General features: G+C 66.0%; 20 protein-coding genes. 6 read left to right on the top strand and 14 right to left on the bottom strand.

All coding sequences use genetic code 11. The annotated features are described in order from the left end of the window. Positions 1 to 13: 13 nt before the first annotated feature. The 3 genes from ABIA30_RS16075 to ABIA30_RS16065 are packed head-to-tail and all read right to left on the bottom strand — an operon-like array spanning position 14 to position 2135. A complete protein-coding gene (locus ABIA30_RS16075; protein ID WP_370067030.1) occupies positions 14 to 574 on the bottom strand; it encodes a chromate transporter in 561 nt (186 codons plus the stop codon). Positions 575 to 604: 30 nt separating this feature from the next. Continuing rightward, complete coding sequence (locus ABIA30_RS16070; RefSeq protein ID WP_370067028.1) at positions 605 to 1153, bottom strand: chromate transporter; 549 nt, start codon at positions 1151 to 1153, stop codon at positions 605 to 607. After that, positions 1146 to 2135 (bottom strand): phosphatidylserine/phosphatidylglycerophosphate/cardiolipin synthase family protein, encoded by a 990-nt coding sequence (locus tag ABIA30_RS16065; protein ID WP_370067026.1) that lies wholly within the window; start codon positions 2133 to 2135, stop codon positions 1146 to 1148. The genes ABIA30_RS16070 and ABIA30_RS16065 overlap by 8 nt, the downstream gene beginning before the upstream one ends. An 81-nt stretch (positions 2136 to 2216) precedes the next feature. Between ABIA30_RS16065 and prrA the strand changes: the two genes are divergently transcribed. Further along, positions 2217 to 2918, top strand: a complete 702-nt coding sequence (prrA, locus tag ABIA30_RS16060; RefSeq protein WP_370067024.1) for a two-component system response regulator PrrA — start codon at positions 2217 to 2219, stop codon at positions 2916 to 2918. Positions 2919 to 3019: 101 nt separating this feature from the next. Then, positions 3020 to 4363: a sensor histidine kinase gene (locus tag ABIA30_RS16055; RefSeq protein ID WP_370067136.1), complete on the top strand. Its 1344-nt coding sequence runs from the start codon at positions 3020 to 3022 to the stop codon at positions 4361 to 4363. Here the strand turns inward: ABIA30_RS16055 and ABIA30_RS16050 are convergent, their stop codons facing one another. From ABIA30_RS16050 to pdxH, 7 genes are all read right to left on the bottom strand, one after another. Beyond that, positions 4364 to 5350 carry an OmpA family protein gene (locus ABIA30_RS16050; protein ID WP_370067022.1) on the bottom strand — a complete coding sequence of 329 codons (987 nt, stop codon included), beginning with the start codon at positions 5348 to 5350 and terminating at the stop codon, positions 4364 to 4366. A gap of 104 nt (positions 5351 to 5454) precedes the next feature. Then, on the bottom strand, positions 5455 to 5820 hold the full coding sequence (locus tag ABIA30_RS16045; protein WP_370067020.1) for an FKBP-type peptidyl-prolyl cis-trans isomerase: 366 nt from the start codon (positions 5818 to 5820) through the stop codon (positions 5455 to 5457). Between the two features lie 56 nt (positions 5821 to 5876). Beyond that, complete coding sequence (locus tag ABIA30_RS16040; RefSeq protein WP_370067018.1) at positions 5877 to 6296, bottom strand: MarR family winged helix-turn-helix transcriptional regulator; 420 nt, start codon at positions 6294 to 6296, stop codon at positions 5877 to 5879. Next, a complete protein-coding gene (locus tag ABIA30_RS16035) occupies positions 6286 to 7701 on the bottom strand; it encodes an MFS transporter (protein ID WP_370067134.1) in 1416 nt (471 codons plus the stop codon). Before ABIA30_RS16035 ends, ABIA30_RS16040 begins: the two co-directional genes overlap by 11 nt. Before the next feature lie 192 nt (positions 7702 to 7893). Further along, positions 7894 to 9183, bottom strand: a complete 1290-nt coding sequence (locus ABIA30_RS16030) for a citrate synthase (protein ID WP_370067016.1) — start codon at positions 9181 to 9183, stop codon at positions 7894 to 7896. Between the two features lie 105 nt (positions 9184 to 9288). Beyond that, on the bottom strand, positions 9289 to 10548 hold the full coding sequence (locus tag ABIA30_RS16025; protein WP_370067014.1) for an MFS transporter: 1260 nt from the start codon (positions 10546 to 10548) through the stop codon (positions 9289 to 9291). 103 nt (positions 10549 to 10651) lie between these two features. Beyond that, a complete protein-coding gene (gene pdxH, locus ABIA30_RS16020; protein WP_370067012.1) occupies positions 10652 to 11320 on the bottom strand; it encodes a pyridoxamine 5'-phosphate oxidase in 669 nt (222 codons plus the stop codon). 174 nt (positions 11321 to 11494) lie between these two features. On the opposite strand from pdxH, the gene ABIA30_RS16015 reads away from it, so the two are divergent. Next, positions 11495 to 13519, top strand: a complete 2025-nt coding sequence (locus ABIA30_RS16015; RefSeq protein ID WP_370067010.1) for a putative bifunctional diguanylate cyclase/phosphodiesterase — start codon at positions 11495 to 11497, stop codon at positions 13517 to 13519. A 120-nt stretch (positions 13520 to 13639) separates the two neighbouring features. Continuing rightward, a complete protein-coding gene (locus ABIA30_RS16010) occupies positions 13640 to 14086 on the top strand; it encodes a VOC family protein (RefSeq protein WP_370067008.1) in 447 nt (148 codons plus the stop codon). Between the two features lie 52 nt (positions 14087 to 14138). On the opposite strand, the gene ABIA30_RS16005 is transcribed toward ABIA30_RS16010, so the two are convergent. Then, a complete protein-coding gene (locus ABIA30_RS16005) occupies positions 14139 to 15824 on the bottom strand; it encodes an FAD-dependent oxidoreductase (protein WP_370067007.1) in 1686 nt (561 codons plus the stop codon). A gap of 14 nt (positions 15825 to 15838) precedes the next feature. Further along, positions 15839 to 16855, bottom strand: a complete 1017-nt coding sequence (locus tag ABIA30_RS16000) for a diiron oxygenase (protein ID WP_370067005.1) — start codon at positions 16853 to 16855, stop codon at positions 15839 to 15841. A gap of 206 nt (positions 16856 to 17061) precedes the next feature. Between ABIA30_RS16000 and serC the strand changes: the two genes are divergently transcribed. Continuing rightward, a complete protein-coding gene (gene serC / locus ABIA30_RS15995) occupies positions 17062 to 18168 on the top strand; it encodes a phosphoserine transaminase (protein WP_370067003.1) in 1107 nt (368 codons plus the stop codon). Positions 18169 to 18250: 82 nt separating this feature from the next. Further along, positions 18251 to 19249, top strand: coding sequence for a septation protein SepH (sepH, locus tag ABIA30_RS15990; RefSeq protein WP_370067001.1), 999 nt, complete (start codon positions 18251 to 18253; stop codon positions 19247 to 19249). A gap of 24 nt (positions 19250 to 19273) precedes the next feature. Here sepH and ABIA30_RS15985 read toward each other — a convergent pair whose 3' ends face one another. Together ABIA30_RS15985 and ABIA30_RS15980 are read right to left on the bottom strand one after the other, a co-directional pair. Next, complete coding sequence (locus ABIA30_RS15985; RefSeq protein WP_370066999.1) at positions 19274 to 19546, bottom strand: DUF2537 domain-containing protein; 273 nt, start codon at positions 19544 to 19546, stop codon at positions 19274 to 19276. A gap of 10 nt (positions 19547 to 19556) precedes the next feature. Further along, positions 19557 to 20372, bottom strand: coding sequence for a TrmH family RNA methyltransferase (locus ABIA30_RS15980; RefSeq protein ID WP_370067132.1), 816 nt, complete (start codon positions 20370 to 20372; stop codon positions 19557 to 19559). Between the last annotated feature and the right edge of the window lie 68 nt (positions 20373 to 20440).

The following is a 20440-nucleotide window of genomic DNA, read 5'->3' as shown; positions in this document are numbered from 1 at the left end:
GGTGCGCGCCGGTTCAGATGAAGCCGAGGTACCCGACCACTCCTGCTGCGGCCACCACGATCAGCGGATTCACCTTGGTGCGCATGAAGATCACCGTGCACGCCGCCGTGACGCTATAGGCCCGCCAGTCATGGTCGGCGGCCCGGCTCATCACCAGCGAGGTCGCCAGGATCAGTCCGACCGTCAACGGGGCGAAACCCTTCTCGACGGCCCGGCGCAGCTTCGAACGTTCGGCCTTCTGCCAGAACAGCGTGACGATGTAGACGAACGATGCGGCGGGCACCACCATCGCCACCATGGAGAGGACTCCGCCGATGATCGCGCCGGGAATGCCGGCCGCCTGCAGACCCGCGCCGTAGCCAACCATCGAGACGATCAGGATGCTGGGTCCGGGCGCGGTCTGCGAGATCGAGAAAAGATCGGCGAACTGACTGTTGGTGAGCCAGTGCCTGTCGTTGACGGCATGCATGTGCATGTCCGGCAGCACAACATTGCCGCCGCCGATGGACAGCAACGACAGCATGCCGAACAGCCCGATGAGCTGGAGGTACGTGGAAACCGCCGCTGAACTCACGCGCCATCCGCCTCCGGCTTCACGTCGGACTCACGCCGCGCTGCCCCGCGGCCACGCCCAGATCAGGCTGAGCGGAGCCAGGATCGCCAGCGTCCCCAGCAATGGCAGGCGCAGCAGCCCGTTCAGCACGAAGGCCCCGGCGAACAGCAGTACCGGCACCGTGCTCGTCAGGCACTTCTGGCCGGTCTTGATCACCATCGTCAGGGTCAGCGCCACCGCGGCCGCCGACGCGCCGTGCAGCACGCCCTTGACCGCCGGCACCTCTTTGAACCGGAAGTAGGCGAACGACAACGTCAGCACGATGACCAACGGCATGGCGCACAAGCCGAACACGGCGGCGACTGCACCGGGGAATCCGCGCATCTTGGTGCCGGCGAACACCGCCATGTTGACCTGGTTCGCACCGGGCAGAATGCGGCACATCGTCGTCGCGGACAGGAACTCGGACTCACCGAGCCAGCCCTTCTCGACCACCAGCACCTCGCGCGACCAGGCCGAGAGCCCGCCACCGAACGAGGCCAACGCGATGTGGTTGAACGTCAGCATCAACTCTGGCAGTGAGACCCGCTGCTCATTCATGAACCAGATCCGGATCATGCGGGAAGTCGTCCTCGTGGTGCTGTGACGGATCGAGCGGATCCGGCGGCTCATAGTGATGCGAGGTTTCCCAGTCGGCGTCGAACACCTGGCTCAACTGCTCGACCGCAGCCGGATCGTCGACCGTGATGCCCAGTTCGCGACGCAGATCGAAAGCGCTGCGATCGATATTCATCGAGCCCACCAAGGCTTCACGGTCGTCGACGATGACCAGCTTGGCGTGCACCCGCAGGTTCTTCTGTTTGCGCACCTTCACGCCGAACCGGCGCAACATCCGCAACGAGGCGAAGGTGTCCAGGATGTCCCAGTCGCTGATGCCGTGCCGCCCACCGCACAGCACTTGCACGTTCACGCCGCGGCCAACCGCAGCGGCGATGTGGTCGAGGATGACGGCGTCGACGTACTTGGGGTGCTGGATGCGCAGCCGATGTTCGGCGGTGTCGATGAACTTCGCCATGTGGTAGCGCGAGTTCAAGTTGCTCCACAGCAGCCCGCGATAAACCGTTGGTTCCCAGTCTGTTTGGGACCAGTCCGCGTCGAACGCCGCTACGATCTGGGCTACCTGCTCACCGTCGGAGGTGATCACGCCGTAGTCGCGGGTAAGGGTGAAGTACTTCTCGCACAAGTTGAAGGTGGCCACCAGCGCCGCCTGCTCGTCGACCACGATCGACTTTTCGTGCGTGACATAGAACTTCGGATTCGACCACTGGACGTTCACCCCGGCGTCGGAGAATTGTTCGAACGTCTCGTCATTGGCCCGGTCCCCGGCCGACCGCGCCGGATTCAGCATCACTCGGACCGCGACCCCGGCGCGGTGCCGCTCGATCACCGCAGCGACCAGTGACGGCTCCACAAAAGTGAACTGCTTGATGAGCAGAGACTTCTGTGCCGAGGCGATGAAGTCCCGAACCGGTTGCACGCCCTCGTCAGGTTGGACGATCACTCGCGGCAACACAGGCACCATAAGCGCCGGATGCTAGCACCGAATGGGGTCCGCCAGACGTGCCTACGGCAATCGGAGTTCGTCATCGGGCAAGATGACGCTATGGATAGCGGTAGCACCTCACCCCGCGTGCTGGTAGTCGACGACGACCCGGACGTGTTGGCGTCCCTGGAACGAGGGCTGCGCCTGTCGGGCTTTGACGTGGCCACCGCTGTCGACGGCGCCGAAGCGCTGCGCAGCGCCACCGAGACCAGGCCCGATGCCATCGTGCTGGACATCAACATGCCAGTGCTGGACGGCGTCAGCGTGGTCACCGCACTGCGGGCGATGGACAACGACGTTCCGGTCTGTGTGTTGTCGGCACGCAGCTCGGTCGACGATCGGGTGGCCGGTCTGGAGGCCGGCGCCGACGACTACCTGACCAAGCCGTTCGTGCTGGCCGAGCTGGTGGCGCGGGTCAAGGCGCTGCTGCGCCGTCGCGGCGCGACGGCGACGTTCTCATCAGAGACCATCCAGGTCGGGCCGCTGGAAGTGGACATTCCCGGTCGGCGGGCCCGGGTCAACGGAGCCGACGTCGACCTGACCAAGCGCGAATTCGACCTGCTGGCCGTGCTGGCCGAGCACAAGACCGCAGTGCTGTCCCGCGCTCAGCTGCTGGAACTGGTGTGGGGCTACGACTTCGCCGCCGACACCAACGTCGTCGATGTGTTCATCGGGTATCTGCGCCGCAAGCTCGAAGCCGGTGGCGCCCCGCGGTTGTTGCACACCGTGCGCGGTGTGGGGTTTGTCCTCCGCCAGCAGTAGCACGGTGATGAGCGCTCGCGCGAAGAACGGGATGTACCGATGAGCGCTCGCGCGAAGAACGGGATGTACCGATGAGCGCTCGCGCGAAGAGTTCCCGTGTAGTGAACCAGCTGTCGCGGATATTCCGGCGCACCCCGTCCCTGCGCACCCGCGTTGCGTTCGTCACCGCCGTAGCTGCCGCGATCGTGGTCGGCATCGTCGGCACCATCGTGTGGATCGGTATCACCAACGACCGCAAGGAACGGCTGGACCGTCGGCTCGATGAAGCCGCCGGGTTCGCCATCCCGTTCCTGCCGCGCGGATTGGACGAGATCCCACGCTCGCCGCGCGACGAGAACGCGGTGATCACCGCGCGTCAAGGCGATCGGGTCAACTCGAACTCCGCCGGGGTGGTGCTGCCCCAGCTTCCGGTCGGCTATGCCGATACCGAAGTCAACGGCATCCGCTATCGGGTGCGCACCGTCCAGATCCAGATGCCCGAACCCATGCTGGTCGCGGTCGGCGCCACCTACGACGCCACCATCGTCGACACCAACAACCTGCACCGCAGGGTCATCGCGGTGTGTTCGTTCGCCATCGGCGCGGCGGCGGTGGCCGGCTGGTTACTGGCGGCGTTCGCGGTCCGACCCCTCAAACGCCTGGCCCAACAGACGCGCGATATCGACGCCGAGGACGACTCACCCGAGATCGACGTGCGCGGTGCCACCGAAGCCGTCGAAATCGCCGATGCGGTAAAGGGTTTGGTGGACCGAATCTGGGAGGAGAAGGGACGCACCAAGGCCGCACTGGCCTCGGCGCGGGACTTCGCCGCGGTGTCGGCCCACGAGCTGCGCACACCGTTGACGGCCATGCGCACCAACGTCGAGATCCTGAGCACCCTGGACCTACCGGACGAGCAGCGCAAAGAAGTGTTGAACGACATCATCCGCACCCAGTCACGCATCGAGACGACGCTCTGGGCGCTGGAGCGGCTGGCCCAGGGCGAGCTGTCGACGTCCGATGACCACGTCCCGGTGGATATCACCGACCTGCTGGACCGAGCCGCCCACGACGCCATGCGGGTGTACCCGGATCTGGCGGTGTCGCTGGTTCCTGCGCCCACCATCATCATCGTGGGATTGCCTGCCGGACTTCGGCTCACGGTGGACAATGCGATCGCCAACGCGGCCAAGCACGGCGGCGCCACCCGAGTCCAGCTGTCCGCTGCCAGTTCTCGCGCCGGGGTCGAGATAGCCATCGACGACGACGGCGTCGGGGTGCCGGAGGAAGAGCGCGAACGGGTCTTCGACCGGTTCAGCCGCGGTTCGACCGCCTCCCACTCCGGATCCGGCCTGGGCCTGGCTTTGGTGGCACAACAGGCCGAAATACACGGTGGTACCGCAACATTGGACTCCAGCCCGCTGGGCGGTGCCCGGCTGCTGCTACGGCTGCCCGGCCCCCAATAGTCAGTTGACGGTGATCGCGACCCGTCGGTTCTGCGCCCGTCCGGTCGGGGTGTCATTGCTGGCGATCGGGTTGGCCGAGCCGGCACCGCGAGACGAAACATGTTCGGCGGCAACACCGTCGGCAACGAGGGCGTCGGCAACGGCTTTGGCCCGAACGGCACTGAGGTGCTGATTGATCGACTCACTGCCGACGTTGTCGGTGTAGCCGACGACGGTGACAGCGGCAGCCGGGCAGGCCTTGATCTTGGCCGCGATCTGCGCCACCAATTGCCTGGAGTCACCGGCCAATTCGGCCCCACCGGTGGTGAAGCTGATCGGGGTGCGCAGTAGCCCGGCAATGTCGGCCTGCAGGGTCGGGCAGGTCGGCCCAGCGGGCGTACCGACAGCGTTCGGGGCCGGTGTTACGGGGCCTATCGGCGGTGCGTCCGATGCCGGAATTTGAAGGTTGTTGGTCAGCTTGAGGGTCGGGAATGCCAGCGTCGCGGTGGATTGCACCTGCGACGCGACGTCGAGATTGGGAGCGGTACCGGTGAGGGTGAGATCGGCGCCGTTGACCGCCATGCCGAAGTCCGGGATATCGGAGGCGACGGTCAGCAGGCCGCCGATGCCGGCCAGGTCAAGCGCGCCGACGCCCGGCGCCAGTTTGACGTTGTCGACCACGTTGGCCGTCGGCCACTGTGACTTGACCGCAGATACGAACTCCGATCGGGCGGCGTCGTCGGGCAACGCGCCGGCCAGCGTGACGTCGTGGCCGTCCCGGTTCAGCGAGAGTTCGGCCCGCACTGCCGGCGACCGCGTGGTCGTCTCGGTGGTGCCTGGCACCGCTTCGGCGGTGGTGGTGGCGGTGGCGTTCTTGGAGGCGGTGTCACTGCTGATACCGAACACCAGCCAGCCAATTGCGGCCAGCACCAACAGGATCGCTGCGACAACGATCAGCCCGCGACGGCTGCGCAGGCGCCATCGTCCCGACTCATCGGATTGCGACACAGCATCCTCCCCGTCTGTCGGCGACTGCAGCATTTCGAGCCTAGAACCAGCAGGCCACCGACTGGCTCCACCACGACACAACACGCCGCGGTGGAGCCATCAGGTCAGCGGACGCCGATCAGGTCGATCACGAAGATCAGGGTCTTACCGCCCAAGCGGTGACCGGAACCGGCCGGTCCGTAGGCCTGCGCGGGCGGAATCACCAGCTTGCGTCGGCCTCCGACACGCATCCCCGGGATGCCGTCCTGCCAGCCCTGAATCAGGCCACGCAGCGGGAACTCGATGGTTTCGCCGCGGTTCCAGGAGCTGTCGAACTCGGCACCGGTGTCGTACTCCACCCCGACGTAGTGCACGGTGACATTGCCGCCGGGCACAGCTTCGGCGCCGTCACCGACGATCAGGTCCTCGATGACGAGGTCGGTCGGCGCGGGGCCGTCGGGAAATTCGATCTCAGGTTTGGTGTTAGCCACGTTCCCACCGTAGTCGGACGCGCCCGCGCGATGGGCGGGAACCTACCCGTCGGACGCTACGTGGTCCGCAGTCTGTCCAGCAGCTCACCCAGTGCCCGGAGGTCGGCGTCGTCCAAGTTGCCGAAAACCGAGGGCGCGGGGTCGTCGACTCCGTTGATGCGCTCGACCATGGCCCGCCCCGCGGCGGTCGGCGACACCTGCTTGCAGCGCCGGTTGGCCGGATCGGTCTCTCGCACAACCAGACCGCGCTCTTCGAGGTCATTGATCACCACAGTGGTTGCCGGGGCATCCATGGCGGTGGCCTCAGCCAGTTGTTTGGCCGTCATGGGCCTGATCGCGACTCGGCGCAAGACCCTGATCCGACTGAACGGCAGCCCGGACTGCTCTACCACGGACCGCTTCCACCCGTCGCGATGCTCGAAGACGACCGCGGCCATCACCTGCCAAACCTGGTCTGCCACTGGGTTATCGGACATCGACAGGCTCCGGTTGCGGCAGGTCTTCGATCAGCGGCGCCAGCCGCTCGGCAGAGCGCAGGGCACGCGGTGATGTCGACACGAAGCCCAGGATGGTGATCGTCACGCCGATGGCCACGCACATCCACCACAGCGGCGCGGACTGCACCGCGAAGTCCGCACCGGCACCGGCCAGTGCCGGAGCGGCGATCGAACCACACAGTGCCACACCGATACTCACCCCGACCTGGCGACTGGTCGAGGTCACCGCAGAGGCTGCGCCGGCCCGGTCCAGCGGCATGCCGCTGACGGCCGCATTGGTCACCGGTGCATTCATCATCGAGAACCCGATGCCGAACACCGCGAAGATCAGCAGCACCCGCCAGATCGGAGTGGTCGCGGTCAAGGTGGTCAGCATGGCTGCGGCAGTGGCCATCAGCACACCCGCAGTCACCAGCGACGGACGCGATCCGTAGCGCCCCACGATCCGCCCCGACAGCGGCGAGAACACCAGCGCGCCAACGGCAATTGGCAGGTAGATGAGGCCGGTGTGCATCGCCGAGAAGTGTCGCTCGTTCTGCAGATAGAACGACATCATGAACAGGAATGCGCCCCAGGCGGTCAACGCCACGACGGCGGTGAGGGTAGCTGCCGCAAACGGGATGCTGCGGAAGAAGCGTAGGTCGATGAACGGGTCGCGGCGCTGTCGCTCGTAACGCAGAAAGGCCGCGAACGCCACCACTGCCAGGGCTGCAACCGCCAGGGTCCGCGGGTGCGTCCACCCCATGCCCGGGCCTTCGATCAGGGTGAACACCAGGCTGAAAAGGAATGTCACCGCAAGGGTTTGGCCCACCGGGTCGACGTTGCGCATGGTGGCCGACTTACTCTCCGGGACGAAGATTGCAGTCAACAGAATTGCGGCGGCGCAGATCGGCAGGTTGATCCAGAACACTGCCCGCCAGCCGACCGCGTGAATCAACAAGCCGCCGATCGTCGGGCCCAGCGCCATCGAGATACCGACCACGCCGCCCCAGAGCCCGAGCGCCCGGGCACGTTCCACCTTTCCGGTGAAGATCTGCGAAATGATTGACAGCGCAACAGGATTGAGCATCGATCCGCCGATGCCCTGAACCAGCCGGGCCGCGATCAGTAGGTGGATGCTCGGCGCCAGGCTGCAGAGCAACGAACCGAATGCGAACACCGCCAGCCCGATCTGGAACACCCGACGGCGGCCGAATCGGTCACCGGTGGCGCCGGAGAGCATGAGCAGCGACGCGAGCACCAGCGTGTAGACATCCACCACCCACTGCATCTGGGTGGACGACGCGTGCAAGTCGGCGCGAATGGACGGGATGGCGACGTTGACGATGGTCGCGTCCATCGACACGATCAGCAGACTGAGGCAACAGGAGATCAGGATGATCATCTTGCGCCGCCCGCTGAGCGCATCAATAGTTACATTCACACAACCATTGTGAAACTACAACTATTAACCGGGCAAGCCACAGCAGCAGTGACATTGGCGACAGTCGGCGCACGCCCAGCGTCCCGGGGTGCGTAAAACACACGCGAAATTGGGCGTGTCCGGGAACGAACACGCACTCTCGCGCGAGAGGAACTAGGGGTAGTTGCGCTCGGTGTAGCCGGTGTAGATCTGCCGCGGGCGGCCGATCTTGGTCGACGGGTCGGCGCTCATCTCCCGCCAGTGTGCAATCCAGCCGGGCAGCCGGCCCAGCGCGAACAGCACGGTGAACATCCGGGTCGGGAAGCCCATGGCCCGGTAGATCACGCCGGTGTAGTAGTCCACGTTCGGGTACAACTTGCGCTCGACGAAGAAGTCGTCGGTCAGGGCGATCTCTTCGAGCGACTTGGCGATGTCCAGCAGCTCATCGTCGCCGCCGATCTTGCCCAGGATCTTGTCGGCCTGCTCCTTGACGATGCGCGCCCGCGGGTCGTAGTTCTTGTACACCCGGTGCCCGAAGCCCATCAGCTTCACGCCGTCCTCGCGGTTCTTCACCTTCTTGACGAAGTCGCGGACGTCGCTGTGCTCGCTGCGGATCTTCTCCAGCATCTCCAGCACGGCCTGGTTGGCGCCGCCGTGCAGCGGGCCCCACAACGCGTTGATGCCACCGGAGATCGAGGTGAACAGGTTGGCCTGCGACGAGCCGACCAGCCGCACCGTCGAGGTCGAACAGTTCTGCTCGTGATCGGCGTGCAAGATGAACAGCATGTCCAGCGCCCGGACGATCTCCGGGTCGACCTCATAGGGCTCGGCCGGCAGGCCGAAGGTCATCCGTAGGAAGTTCTCCACCAGGTTCAGCGAGTTGTCCGGGTACAGGAACGGCTGACCGACCGACTTCTTGTACGCGTACGCCGCGATGGTCGGCAGCTTGGCCAGCAGCCGGATGGTGGACAGCTCGACCTGCTCGGGGTCCTTCGGGTCGAGCGAGTCCTGGTAGTAGGCGCTCAGCGCATTGGCCGCCGAGGAGAGCACCGGCATGGGGTGCGCGTTACGCGGGAAGCCGTCGAAGAAGCGCTTGAGGTCCTCGTGCAGCAGGGTGTGCCGCTGGATCTGGTTGGTGAACGAATCGAGTTGCTCGGCGGTCGGCAGCTCACCGTAGATCAGCAGGTAGCTCACCTCGATGAAGGTCGACTTCTCGGCGAGCTGATCGATCGGGTAGCCGCGGTAACGCAGGATGCCGGCGTCACCGTCGATGTAGGTGATCGCGCTCTTGCACGAGGCGGTGTTCACGAAACCGCCGTCGAACGTGGTGTAACCGGTCTTGGCCAGCAGCGGGCCCAACTCGATACCGTCGGATCCCTCAGTCGCGTGTGCGACCTTCAGGTCGAGCTCGCCCCCGGGATACCGGAGAGTAGCGAAGTCGTCAGAGCTGGAGGTGTCGGCCACGTGAACCCCTTCTGCGGTCGTTGACAGGAACAAGACTGTCGTGTGTAGACGGTAGTCGTTGGCGCATCGGCGCGCTTGCGTGGGTTGGTTCTTCGATGCAATCCGCTACCGCCGGTACCTCACGAACGCCGGCACCACCGCCGCCGCCAGCAGCACGCCGACGATCACCAATGCGCCGCCACCGGCCGCCGTCACCGTGGTACCGACCGCGGCCGCCACCGCGCCATGCGCTGCATCGGCAATCCGCGGCCCACCGGCGACGACCACCGTGAACACCCCCTGCAAACGGCCCCGCAGGTCGTCGGACGCAGCCTCTTGCAGAATCGTCGACCGGTACACCGCAGAGACCATGTCTGCGGCGCCGCCGATGGCCAAGAACACCAACGCGATCCAGAACCACAGCCCCGGCACGCCGAGCGCCCGGCCGGCACTCAGCCCGAACCCGACCATGGCCGCGCCCCACACCACGATCGCCAGCACCACCGCCAGACCCCAGCGGCGCACGCGCGGCAGCCATCCGGAGAACACGCCACCGGCTACCGCGCCAACCGACATCGCGGCGGACAACAACGCCATCGCCGTACCGCCCTCGACCGGGCCGCCGAAGTTCGCGTGAGCCATCTCGGGGAACAGCGCCCGGGGCATCCCGAAGATCATCGCGATCAGGTCGACGACGAAGGACATCAGCACCACCCGATTGCCGGACAGGTACCGAAAGCCGTCCAGAACGGCAGCCAGCCCCCAGCGGGCGTTGTCGTCCTCCGCCCGTTCCGGCGGCATCGGCGACAACCGGATAGTGGCCCACACCGGCGCTGCGCAGCACACGGCGTCGATCAGGTAGAGCGTGGACAGGTCCACCCACCGCAGCAGGATGCCGGCCAGCAGTGGTCCGACGATCGCGCCGGCCTGGGCGACGGTCATGTTCAGCGAGTTGGCCGCCGGCAATTGCTCGGCCGGGACCATGCGCGGGATGGCCGCCGAGCGGGTCGGCGAATTGACCGCGAAGAACGCCTGCTGCACGCCCAGCAGACACAGCACCAACCAGACGTTGTTACAGCCCAGCGCGGCCTGCGCCCACAGCAGCGCCGAGGCCACTGCCAGCCCGACCGAGGCGATGATCAGCAGCAGTCTGCGGTCCATCGCGTCGGCCCAAGCGCCGCCCCAGAGGCCGAACACGATCAGCGGCACCACGGCGAAGATGCCGGCCAACCCGACGTAAGCCGAGCTGCCGGTGAGGGCGTAGAGCTGGACCGGGACCGCGAAGATGGTCAGGTTCGCACCGATGACCGTGAGGATGTTCGCCGACCACAGCCGCCGGAAATCCGGGGTGCGCAGTGGTGTGGTGTCGGCTATCAGGTGCCTCACCTGGGGCGAGCGAAGCGACGGGGAGACGTCGCAGCGCGAGCGAAGCGACGGGGAGATGCCACAGTGCGAGCGAAGCGACGGGGAGATGTCGCAGCGTGAGCTGTCACGGCTGCAGCCGTTCGGTCGCGCCGGTGGCCGGCGTGACCCGAATCCGGTTGTGCACGCGGTTCTCCCGACCCTGCCAGAACTCGACGACTTCGGGGGCGATGAGATAGCCGCCCCAATTCGGCGGGACCGGGACGGCTTCGAGGTAGGCGAACCGCGCGGTGACGTGTGCCAGCTGATCCAGCAGCGCGTCGCGCGAGGCGATCGGCCGCGACTGGTGCGACGCCCAGGCGCCGAGTTGCGAACCGCGGGGTCGTTTGGCCCAGTAGGCCGCGGTGTCCTGCGGGCTCACTTTGGTGACGGCTCCGCGGATATGGATCTGACGCCCCAGCTGGTACCAGGGAAAGGTCGCCGAAGCGTACGGCGCGGCGGCAAGTTGTTCGCCCTTGTCCGAGTCGTAGTTGCTGTAGAACGAGATCCCGCTCTCGTCAGCGGACTTGCACAGGACCGTGCGGGTGACTGGCCGGCCGTGCTCGTCGACCGTTCCGAGCACCATGGCGTTCGGTTCTGCCACGCCGGCCCGCTCCGCGTCGGCGAGCCAATCTACGAATAGCGCCAACCAGCCCCGGCCGAGCCAAGCGTCATCAAGGTCGGCGCTGCCGTCCTTCTCCGCTGAGCCGTATTCGGCCCGCATCCGGGCCAGATGTTCGTTGTCGTCGAACGTCACGTGCGAAGACGGTACGCCCGATCTTCGATCCTGCGACACGAGCACTGTTCGTAGAGAATAACTAGAATCAGAGCTCGCAAACCATGCATTCGCAGTGGAGGCGACGAACAAGTGGACCCGCATCGGGATGCCACCAACGACTTCACGGTGGCCGATCTCCATCACCGATACCGAATGAGCACCAAGTCTGAGCCATTCGGCCAAGCCTTGGTCGGCCTAGACGGGACCTGGCTGTCGGTCAACGCGGTCCTGTGCCAACTGTTTCACGCTCATGATGATTACTTTGCTGGCAAGAAATATCACGATGTCGTCCACCCGGACGATCTGCCGGCCAGCATCCAATCCGTCACCGCCGTGATCGAAGGCCGGGTCGGTAGCAGCAGTTTCGAGACGCGATACGTCCGGGTCGACGGGACGATCTTCTACGCACGAGTTCACCTGGCGCTGGCCCGCGACACCTTGGACAGGCGGCGGTACGGCGTCATGCAGGTCGAAGACCTCACCGCCCAGAAGGCCCAGGCTCGGGCCATCGAGCTGGCGAACACCGGTTATTCGGCGATCGTGGAGCACAGCTCCGACGCCATCGCGGTGACCGACGAGTTCGGGATCGTGCGCTACATCAGCCCGGCTTGCCGGGCGGTCCATGGCCGGCACCCCAGCGACCTGATCGGCACGTCGATCTGCGACCTGATGCATCCCGACGACCTCGAGGAGGCCGTCAACCGCATCAACCGGCTTGTCGTCGGCGACTTGGACATGACGACGTTGAGCTGTCGCATCGAGCATCCGGAGCGCGGCTGGAGGCACATCGAGACCACCATCGCCAATCGTCTGGGCCACCCGGATATCGCCGCGCTGGTCTGCAACATTCGAGACATCACCGAACGGATCGAGAACGCCGAACGACTCCAGCATCAGGCGCTCCACGACACGCTAACCGGCCTGCCCAACCGGACGCTGCTGATCAACCGTCTCGAACATGCCGCCCGCGCCGCAGCACACCGAAACACCACCCTGGCTCTGCTGTACATCGACCTGGATTTGTTCAAACGGATCAACGACACCCTGGGGCACGCGGTCGGCGACCAGGTTCTCATCGCCGCAGCCGAGCGCATGAAGGCAACGGTGCGTCCGATCGACACCATCGCGCGCATCGGCGGCGACGAATTCGTGGTGCTGTCGGAGAGCCTGAGCGAACCCGAGCAGGCCAGCGCGCTGGCCAACCGGCTACATCAAGCCATCACAGAGCCGATTTTCGTTGACCAACAACCGGTTTCGGTCGGATGCTCCATCGGCATCGCGTTTCCCGCCGATCACGAGGACCCCGAATCGGTGCTGCAGGAAGCAGACCTGGCGATGTACCGGGCCAAAGAACTCGGCCGCAACCGCACCGAGATCTACAACCACGAGATGCGTATCCGGGCACTCAGCCGGATGACCACCGAACAGGCCATTCGGTGGGCGCTGGACCACCACGGAATCGAAGTTCAATACCAGCCGATCATCAACCTGCGCACCGGTCTGATGGCGTGCGCCGAGGCACTGGCCCGGCTTCGTTGCGCCAACGGCGAACTGATCAATGCGGAGCGATTCGTACCGGTGGCCGAGGACACCGGACTGATCGTTCCCCTCGGTGAGTCGGTGCTGCGAACTGCGTGTGCCCAGCAGTCCATCTGGCGTGCGAACCGCGTCGCGACCCAGCGGATCACGGTCAACGTCTCGGCGCGCCAACTCGACGCGCTGGACTTCATCGACCAGTTCACCGCCATCTTGCTGGGCAACAACTTGCATCCGCGGCACGTCTGTCTCGAACTGAACGAATCGACACTCATCGAAAGCAGCAGTGCAGCCCACCGAAACGTCGTGAAGCTCAACGACATGGGCGTCTTCCTCGCGCTCGACGACTTCGGCGCCGGCTGGTGCAGTCTGGCGCAACTACGGCGCTTCCCCTTCGACGCCATCAAGCTCGACAGCAGATTGGTAGCCGGACTGGGCACCACCACTGGCGACACCCAAATCGTGCAGGCCATCATCGGACTCGGCCATTCGCTGGGTTTGACTGTCGTGGCCGAAGGGGTCGAGACCGCGCATCAGGAACAGTTGCTGTCGAGCTTCGGCTGCGACTACGCGCAGGGGTACCGCTACGCCGCGCCGCTGCCCGCCGGCGCGATCGCTGAGCAGGCCGGAATCCGGGGATAGCAGCCCGCCTGGTCGGCGGTTTCGGCACCGGCCACATCGCCGAACATTTCTTGTCACCGATGAGAAGTAGCGTGGCGGTCAGTCATAACCATGACCCTGCCGCAGAACAAGGAGATCATCATGACCGAATCACAGACCTTCCTGGCACCACACCTCGTTGTCGGCGACGGAGCAGGAGCAATCGACTTCTACGTCAAGGCTTTTGGCGCTACCGAGCTCGGCCGGGTACCCGGGCCCGACGGTCGGCTGATGCACGCCGCACTGACCATCAACGGCTCGTACGTGTACCTCAACGACGACTTCCCGGAGACCTGTGGCGGCAAGTCGCAGACCCCGAAGGCGTACGGCGGCACGCCGGTGACCATCCATCTGCAGGTCACCGATGTCGACGCGGCGTTCCAGCGCGCGATCGACGCCGGCGCCACCGAGCTGATGGCTCCCGCCGACATGTTCTGGGGTGACCGCTACAGCCAGGTGGAGGACCCGTTCGGGCACCACTGGTCGCTGGCCCAGACAGTGCGCGAGGTGAACCCCGAGGAGATCGCCGCCGCGATGGCCCAACAGTAGGGACTTGGGGCGCGCTCCGTATCGCTGAGCGTGACGGAGCGCGCCCAAATCGCTAAAACGCGCTGAGCAGACGCTGACGGAGTGAGGGTTTCGGCGCCGCAGCTGCTGCGGCCACCATGTCTGCGACGTCTATGAACTTGTCCCTGGGCCGGTCGTCTCCACCGCGGGCGATCTCGGCGGCGTTGATGGCCCGCCAACCGGCGATGTCCACGACGTCGGGCCGACGGCTATGGATCAACTGTTGCAGCGCACCGGATTTCGCAGTGGGTTCACCCAACCGGCTGGCGTTGTAGTCGCCGACCAGGCGGTCCACGGTGTGTGCGGCACAGGTCTTGTTGGTGCCGATGAAACCCGTCGGGCCGCGTTTGATCCAGCCCGCGACATAGCTGCCCTGGACGGGTTCTCCGGTGGCCGGATCGACGACCCGACCCTCGTCGTTGGGCACCACACCGCCGGCGTCGTCGAACGGCAGATCGGCAATCGCCTTGCCGTGGTAGCCGATCGAGGTGAGCACCAGCCCGGTATCCAATTGCCGGACCTCATCGGAGCCGGTCACGGTGAACTCGATGCCGGTGACCTTGTCCGAGCCCAGCACCCGAGCCGGGGTCAGCTGATAGGCCAGCCGGATCCGCGGCCGGGTGGCGGCGGTCGAGCTGTCGCCGAGCTTGGCCAAGATCTCAAGCTTGTTGCGGGTCAGAGACTTTGACGGAGAATCCGACTCCACATCCAAGTCCCGCTTGACCAACTCGTGGTCCGCAGCATCGAGCACGACGTCACAGGTCGTGGTGAGGCCTATCAGCTCAGGCAGGGTGAATGCGGAGTGGATCGGGCCGCGCCGAGCGACGATCACAACTTCGCGCACCTTCGAGCCGCGCAATGCCTCCAACGCGTGGTCGGAGATGTCGGTGCGCGCCAACGCATCAGGATCGGTCGTCAGGATGCGCGCGACATCCAATGCGACGTTGCCGTTGCCGATGATGACCACTCGTTCGTGGCTCAAATCCACTGGCAGATGGGAGAATTCGGGGTGCCCGTTGTACCAGGCAACCACCTCGGTGGCGGTGCCGGTGCCGGCCAGTTCCATGCCCTCGATCTCGAGGCGCTTGTCATTGGGCGCACCGACCGCGTACAGCACGGCGTGGTGGTGCTCCAACAGCTCGGCGTGCGTGATGTCCCGACCGACCTCGACGTTGAGGTAGAAGCCGAACCCGCGGCGCGCGGTGATCTGGTCGAACAGCCGGGTGACGCCCTTGGTGCTCTGATGGTCAGGGGCCACCCCGGCCCGCACCAGGCCGTACGGCGTCGGCAGCTTCTCGAACACGTTCACCCGAACGCCCCGCTGCGTCAGCAGTTCGTCGGCCGCATACATGGCAGCCGGGCCGGAGCCCACGATCGCCACCCGCAGCGGACCACGCGGCCGACGGTCGACGGCCGGCGCGTCGGGTACCGGGGCCAGCTTGGACGTCGGCGGCAGCTTGCCCTCGTACTTCGGATAGAAGGCGGCATTGAGTTCGATGAACGGCAGCTGAGCCTCGGTCAGCTTGGTATCGGGCTGGATCGCGCCGACCGGGCAGGCCGTGATGCAAGCACCACAGTCCACGCAGGCGGCAGGATCGATGAAGAGCATTTCGGCGGTAGCGAACCCCGGCTCGTCCGGGGACGGGTGAATACAGTTCACCGGGCATGCGAAGACGCACGACCCATCGCTACAGCACGACTGTGTGATGACGTGCGGCATGAGTTACGTGGCGCTCAGGCAGCGACCACGACGTGCTGACGCTGCGGCTCGCTGCGGTACCGGCTCGGCGGTCCATCGATCTTGCAGATCTTCCACATGAGCTTGGCGATGGGGTTCATCAGGCCGGTGTCGTACGACAGCATCCGGACGTCGGAGAACATGTTGCGCAGGAACATCCGGGACTCCGGGGCATCGAAGAACAGCTCGTTGCGCACCGAACGCGGGATGTCGAACTTCTTCCAGAAGGCACGTGGCGGCACCACGATCGCCGAACACAGAACGCGCATGGTGACCGGCACGAACAGCGACAGCCAGAACTTCTTCCAGCGCGACAGGTGCGGAACGCGCTTGTGCAGGTACTCGTGGGCAAACGAGATGTGCCGGGCTTCCTCGGCCACGTGAATCGCCATCACCCGCTCCATGATCGGGTGCAGTACAGCGCCCTCACGCAGGATGTTCTTCTGAGTGTGGTCGATCGGCTCCTCGCCGGCGAGGACACCGAAGAAGAACGGGATCGGGGCCGGACCGGCGGCCAGCGGGATGATCGGCTGCAGCCACTTGAGCAGGCGCGGCATGCCCGGGACGTCGACCCCCATGTGGTTGACCATCTCCTGGAACATCAGGGTGTGGTTGCACTCCTCGACCGCCTCGTGCAGGCAGTAGCGGTATTCCGGCGAGCCGTTGGGAACCCAGAACGAGTACTCCATCAGGCCGCGGATCAGGATGTTCTCGAAGTGCAGGCCGACCTTGGCGACGTTGGCCTGGCGCCACATGCCGATCTCGATCTGGCGTTCCGTGGACTGGGCCTGGTACCACGGGTGGCCACCGAGCGGGTCGGTCGCCGGAAGCACCCAGCGCTCGTCGTTCGGCACCACGGCGAACTCCGGGGAATCCCACGCGATGTCGACATAAGGATTGAAGTTGCGCCGCACAGACCCCTCGGACAGCGTGGCGAGCTTCTCAACGTATGCCGTGTCATCGAACACGTCCATGTTCCGACGCCAGCGACGGATCATGCGGGTACGAGCCATTTCGAGCCTCCCAAGGCTATCGCGTGGGCTTTACATCGAGCCGTTGAATGTCCAACGATACCGCGGGTATCGCATAAAAACTAGCCCCGCTAGCTCACAGCAAGCATTCTATTGTGGCCTACGTCACACACTTGGTGAGTGGAATCCGGCAAACTCGGCGGACCTCCCCAATCAACCGCCGACGACCTGCAACTACGCTGGACGCCATGGCTGAGCTCATCATCCCCGCCGACATCAAGCCCGCCGACGGTCGATTCGGCTGCGGACCGTCCAAAGTACGCCCCGAGCAGCTGACCGCCCTGGCTGCCGCCGGCGATCTGTTCGGCACCTCGCACCGCCAGGCCCCGGTCAAGAATCTGGTCGGCCGCGTCCGGGACGGCGTCAAGCAACTGTTCAACACACCCGACGGCTACGAGGTCATCCTCGGCAACGGCGGCTCGACCGCGTTCTGGGATGCCGCCGCCTTCGGCCTGATCGACAAGCGCTCGTTGCACCTGACCTACGGCGAGTTCAGCAGCAAGTTCGCCTCCTGCGTCAAGAACAACCCGTTCATCGGCGACCCGATCGTCATCAAGGCCGACGCCGGCAGCGCACCTGCCGTGCAGTCCGATCCCGATGTGGACGTGGTGGCCTGGGCCCACAACGAGACCTCGACCGGTGTCGCGGTGCCCGTGCAGCGCCCGGCCGGTGACGCGCTGGTGGTCATCGACGCAACCTCGGCCGCCGGCGGCCTGCCGGTCGACATCACCGACACCGATGCCTACTACTTCGCCCCGCAGAAGAACTTCGCCTCCGACGGCGGCCTGTGGCTGGCCGTCATGAGCCCGGCTGCGCTGGCCCGCATCGAGCAGATCGCGGCCACCGGACGCTGGGTGCCCGACTTCCTGTCCCTGCCGATCGCCGTCGACAACAGCCTGAAGAACCAGACCTACAACACCCCGGCGATCGCCACCCTGATCCTGCTCGCCGAACAGCTGGACTGGCTGAACGGCAACGGCGGCCTGGACTGGGCGGTCAAGCGCACCGCCGACTCGTCCCAGCGGCTGTACTCGTGGGCCGAGGCGTCGGCGTTCGCCACCCCGTTCGTGGCGGACCCGGCACTGCGTTCCCAGGTCGTCGGCACCGTCGACTTCAACGACGATGTCGACGCCGCTGCGGTGGCGAAGGTGTTGCGCGCCAACGGAATTGTGGACACCGAGCCGTACCGCAAGCTGGGCCGCAACCAGCTGCGGGTGGCCATGTTCCCGGCCGTCGATCCCGATGACGTCAGCGCCCTGACCGCCTGCGTCGACTGGGTGGTGTCGAACCTGTAGAAGCCGACTGCGGTGTGTCCGCTCGGTTACGAGTCGATAACACAGTAGGGTCAGCGGCTAAGCCGCGCCTAGGAGGTCGCCAATGCGGGAACTCAAGGTCGTCGGACTGGACGTCGACGGCACACGCATCGTCTGCGAAACTGCCGACTCCGCAGAGAAATTCACCTTGCGCGTCGACGATCGACTGAAAGCCGCCACCCGCGGCGACCGGGCGTTGAGCAACCAGACGCAGCTCGACGTCGAAGCGCCGACTCCGCCCGCGTTGCGGCCCCGCGAGATCCAGGCCCGCATTCGGGCCGGTGCCTCGGTCGAGCAACTCGCCGCGGCCGCCGGTGTGGATACCGAACGAATCCTGCGGTTCGCCCACCCGGTTCTGCTCGAGCGCAGCCGCGCCGCCGAGCTGGCGACCGCGGCACACCCGATCCTGGCCGACGGCCCGTCGGTGCTGACCCTGCTGGAAACCGTCACGCGTGCCCTGATCTCCCGCGGGTTGGACCCCGACAGCACCTCGTGGGATGCCTGGCGCAACGAGGACAGCCGCTGGACCGTGCAGCTGGCGTGGAAGGCCGGCCGGTCGGACAACGTCGCGCACTTCCGGTTCGCCCCCGGATCACACGGCGGCACCGCGAGCGCCTTCGACGACGCAGCCGCCGAGCTGATCGACCCGAACTACACCCGTCCGGCGTTGCGCTCCGTCGCCCCGGTCGCCCAGCTCATCTTCGAAGAGCCCGCGATCGTCGCTCCGGCACCCAGCCCCGCTCCCGCGCCGGTACGCGAAACGGCGCCCGTGGTCGCGATGAGCCCGGCGCCGGCAGCTGCGCCTGCGCCGCTTCCGACACCTGCGCCCCAGCCGGCGCCGGTGGTCGAGCCAATCGTTCAACCGACCCTACCCGCTGCCACTGCTGCGGTGGAGCCTGAAGTGCAGGCCGCGCCGGTGGTCGAGCCTGCCGCGGCTACCGATACCCCGCCCGCTGCTGCCGCGCCCGCTGCGCCCAAGCAGCGCTCGCGCAAGCGCAAGGCCGAGGTTCCCGGCTGGGAGGACGTCCTGCTGGGCGTGCGGTCCTCCAGCGTGCAGGGCTGACGGCCACCAGCCGGCCCGGCTGACTTACTGAGCGAACGCGAACGCCAGCGTCATCAGCCAGCCGATCGCCACCCCGGCGCCGCTGCCGAGGACGAACCAGCGCCACACGGGCCGCTGCCGCCAGCCCCACACTGTCGGCGCCAAACCACCCACGGCAATCAGGTTGAGCGTGACAGCCAATAGCGGATGCACGCGGGTCAAACCCAAGCTGAGCACGACGATCCCGGCGGCGACCACTGCGGCAACGAATCCGGCCACGGCCAGGCCAGTGCCCCATGGGGTCCGGGTCGGTGTCATCGGAGCCAATCTAACCTGCCTGCCTGGCACGTTCGTAGAACGCCAACGCAGCGGCAGTGGCCACATTCAGCGAGTCGGTGCCCCGCGACATCGGGATCCGGGCCCGCACGTCGCAGGCCCTCATGGTGTGCTCGGTCAGCCCTGGGCCTTCGGCACCGACCAGCACCGCGACCTTCTCGGCGCCGAGCTCGTCCAAGGCCTGCGCCAACGGCACCGAACCTTCCCCAGGGGTCATGGCGACGAGGCGAAAATTGTTGTCCCGCAATAGCTTCAGATCACCCGGCCAGGATTCGGCGCGAGCATACGGCACCAACAGGGCATGGCCCATCGACACCCGCACCGCGCGACGGTACAGCGGGTCGGCGCAGCCGGCGCCGAACACCACCGCATCGACGTTCAGCCCCGCTGCGTTGCGGAAGATCGACCCCAGGTTCTCGTGGTCGTTGACGCCTTCGAGCACCACCACCGTCCGCGCCCCGGCCAGCACCTCGGCGACCGACAACTCGGGCGGGCGGGCCGCCGCGGCCAGCACTCCGCGATTGAGGTGGAACCCGACCACCTCGGCCATCACCTCGGCAGTGGCCCGGTAGAACGGCGCATCGGTGGTCAGCAGATCATCAGCCAGTTCGGTCAGCCGACGATCCGTGCCGAGGAATGCGCGCGGCGAGAAACGGGAAGCCAGCATGCGCTGGGCCACCAACACACCCTCGGCGATCACCAAGCCCTTGCCAGACGGCAGGTCCGGCCGTCGATCGACGCTGTTCAGATCCCGGAAGTCGTCGAGCCGCGAATCCGCCGGATCATCAACATCGATAACTGTGCCGATTCCCCGGTCGCTCCGCTCCTGCCCTCCGATGCCGATTCCCCGGTCGCTCCGCTCCTGCCCTCCGATGC

Source organism: Mycobacterium sp. MAA66, assembly GCF_041261665.1.
Taxonomy (GTDB): Bacteria; Actinomycetota; Actinomycetes; order Mycobacteriales; family Mycobacteriaceae; genus Mycobacterium.
This window is presented reverse-complemented; position numbering and strand designations above follow the sequence as displayed.

What these genes read in the sequence shown, in the direction of transcription:
- serC (WP_370067003.1), top strand. Translation starts at nt 17,062, where the DNA reads ATGGCTGAGCTCATCATCCCCGCCGACATCAAGCCCGCCGACGGTCGA.
- prrA (WP_370067024.1), top strand. Translation starts at nt 2,217, where the DNA reads ATGGATAGCGGTAGCACCTCACCCCGCGTGCTGGTAGTCGACGACGAC.
- ABIA30_RS15985 (WP_370066999.1), bottom strand. Translation starts at nt 19,546, where the DNA reads ATGACACCGACCCGGACCCCATGGGGCACTGGCCTGGCCGTGGCCGGA.
- ABIA30_RS16000 (WP_370067005.1), bottom strand. Translation starts at nt 16,855, where the DNA reads ATGGCTCGTACCCGCATGATCCGTCGCTGGCGTCGGAACATGGACGTG.
- ABIA30_RS16035 (WP_370067134.1), bottom strand. Translation starts at nt 7,701, where the DNA reads ATGATCATCCTGATCTCCTGTTGCCTCAGTCTGCTGATCGTGTCGATG.
- ABIA30_RS16040 (WP_370067018.1), bottom strand. Translation starts at nt 6,296, where the DNA reads ATGTCCGATAACCCAGTGGCAGACCAGGTTTGGCAGGTGATGGCCGCG.
- ABIA30_RS16005 (WP_370067007.1), bottom strand. Translation starts at nt 15,824, where the DNA reads ATGCCGCACGTCATCACACAGTCGTGCTGTAGCGATGGGTCGTGCGTC.
- ABIA30_RS16010 (WP_370067008.1), top strand. Translation starts at nt 13,640, where the DNA reads ATGACCGAATCACAGACCTTCCTGGCACCACACCTCGTTGTCGGCGAC.
- ABIA30_RS16070 (WP_370067028.1), bottom strand. Translation starts at nt 1,153, where the DNA reads ATGAATGAGCAGCGGGTCTCACTGCCAGAGTTGATGCTGACGTTCAAC.
- ABIA30_RS16065 (WP_370067026.1), bottom strand. Translation starts at nt 2,135, where the DNA reads ATGGTGCCTGTGTTGCCGCGAGTGATCGTCCAACCTGACGAGGGCGTG.
- sepH (WP_370067001.1), top strand. Translation starts at nt 18,251, where the DNA reads ATGCGGGAACTCAAGGTCGTCGGACTGGACGTCGACGGCACACGCATC.
- ABIA30_RS16015 (WP_370067010.1), top strand. Translation starts at nt 11,495, where the DNA reads ATGAGCACCAAGTCTGAGCCATTCGGCCAAGCCTTGGTCGGCCTAGAC.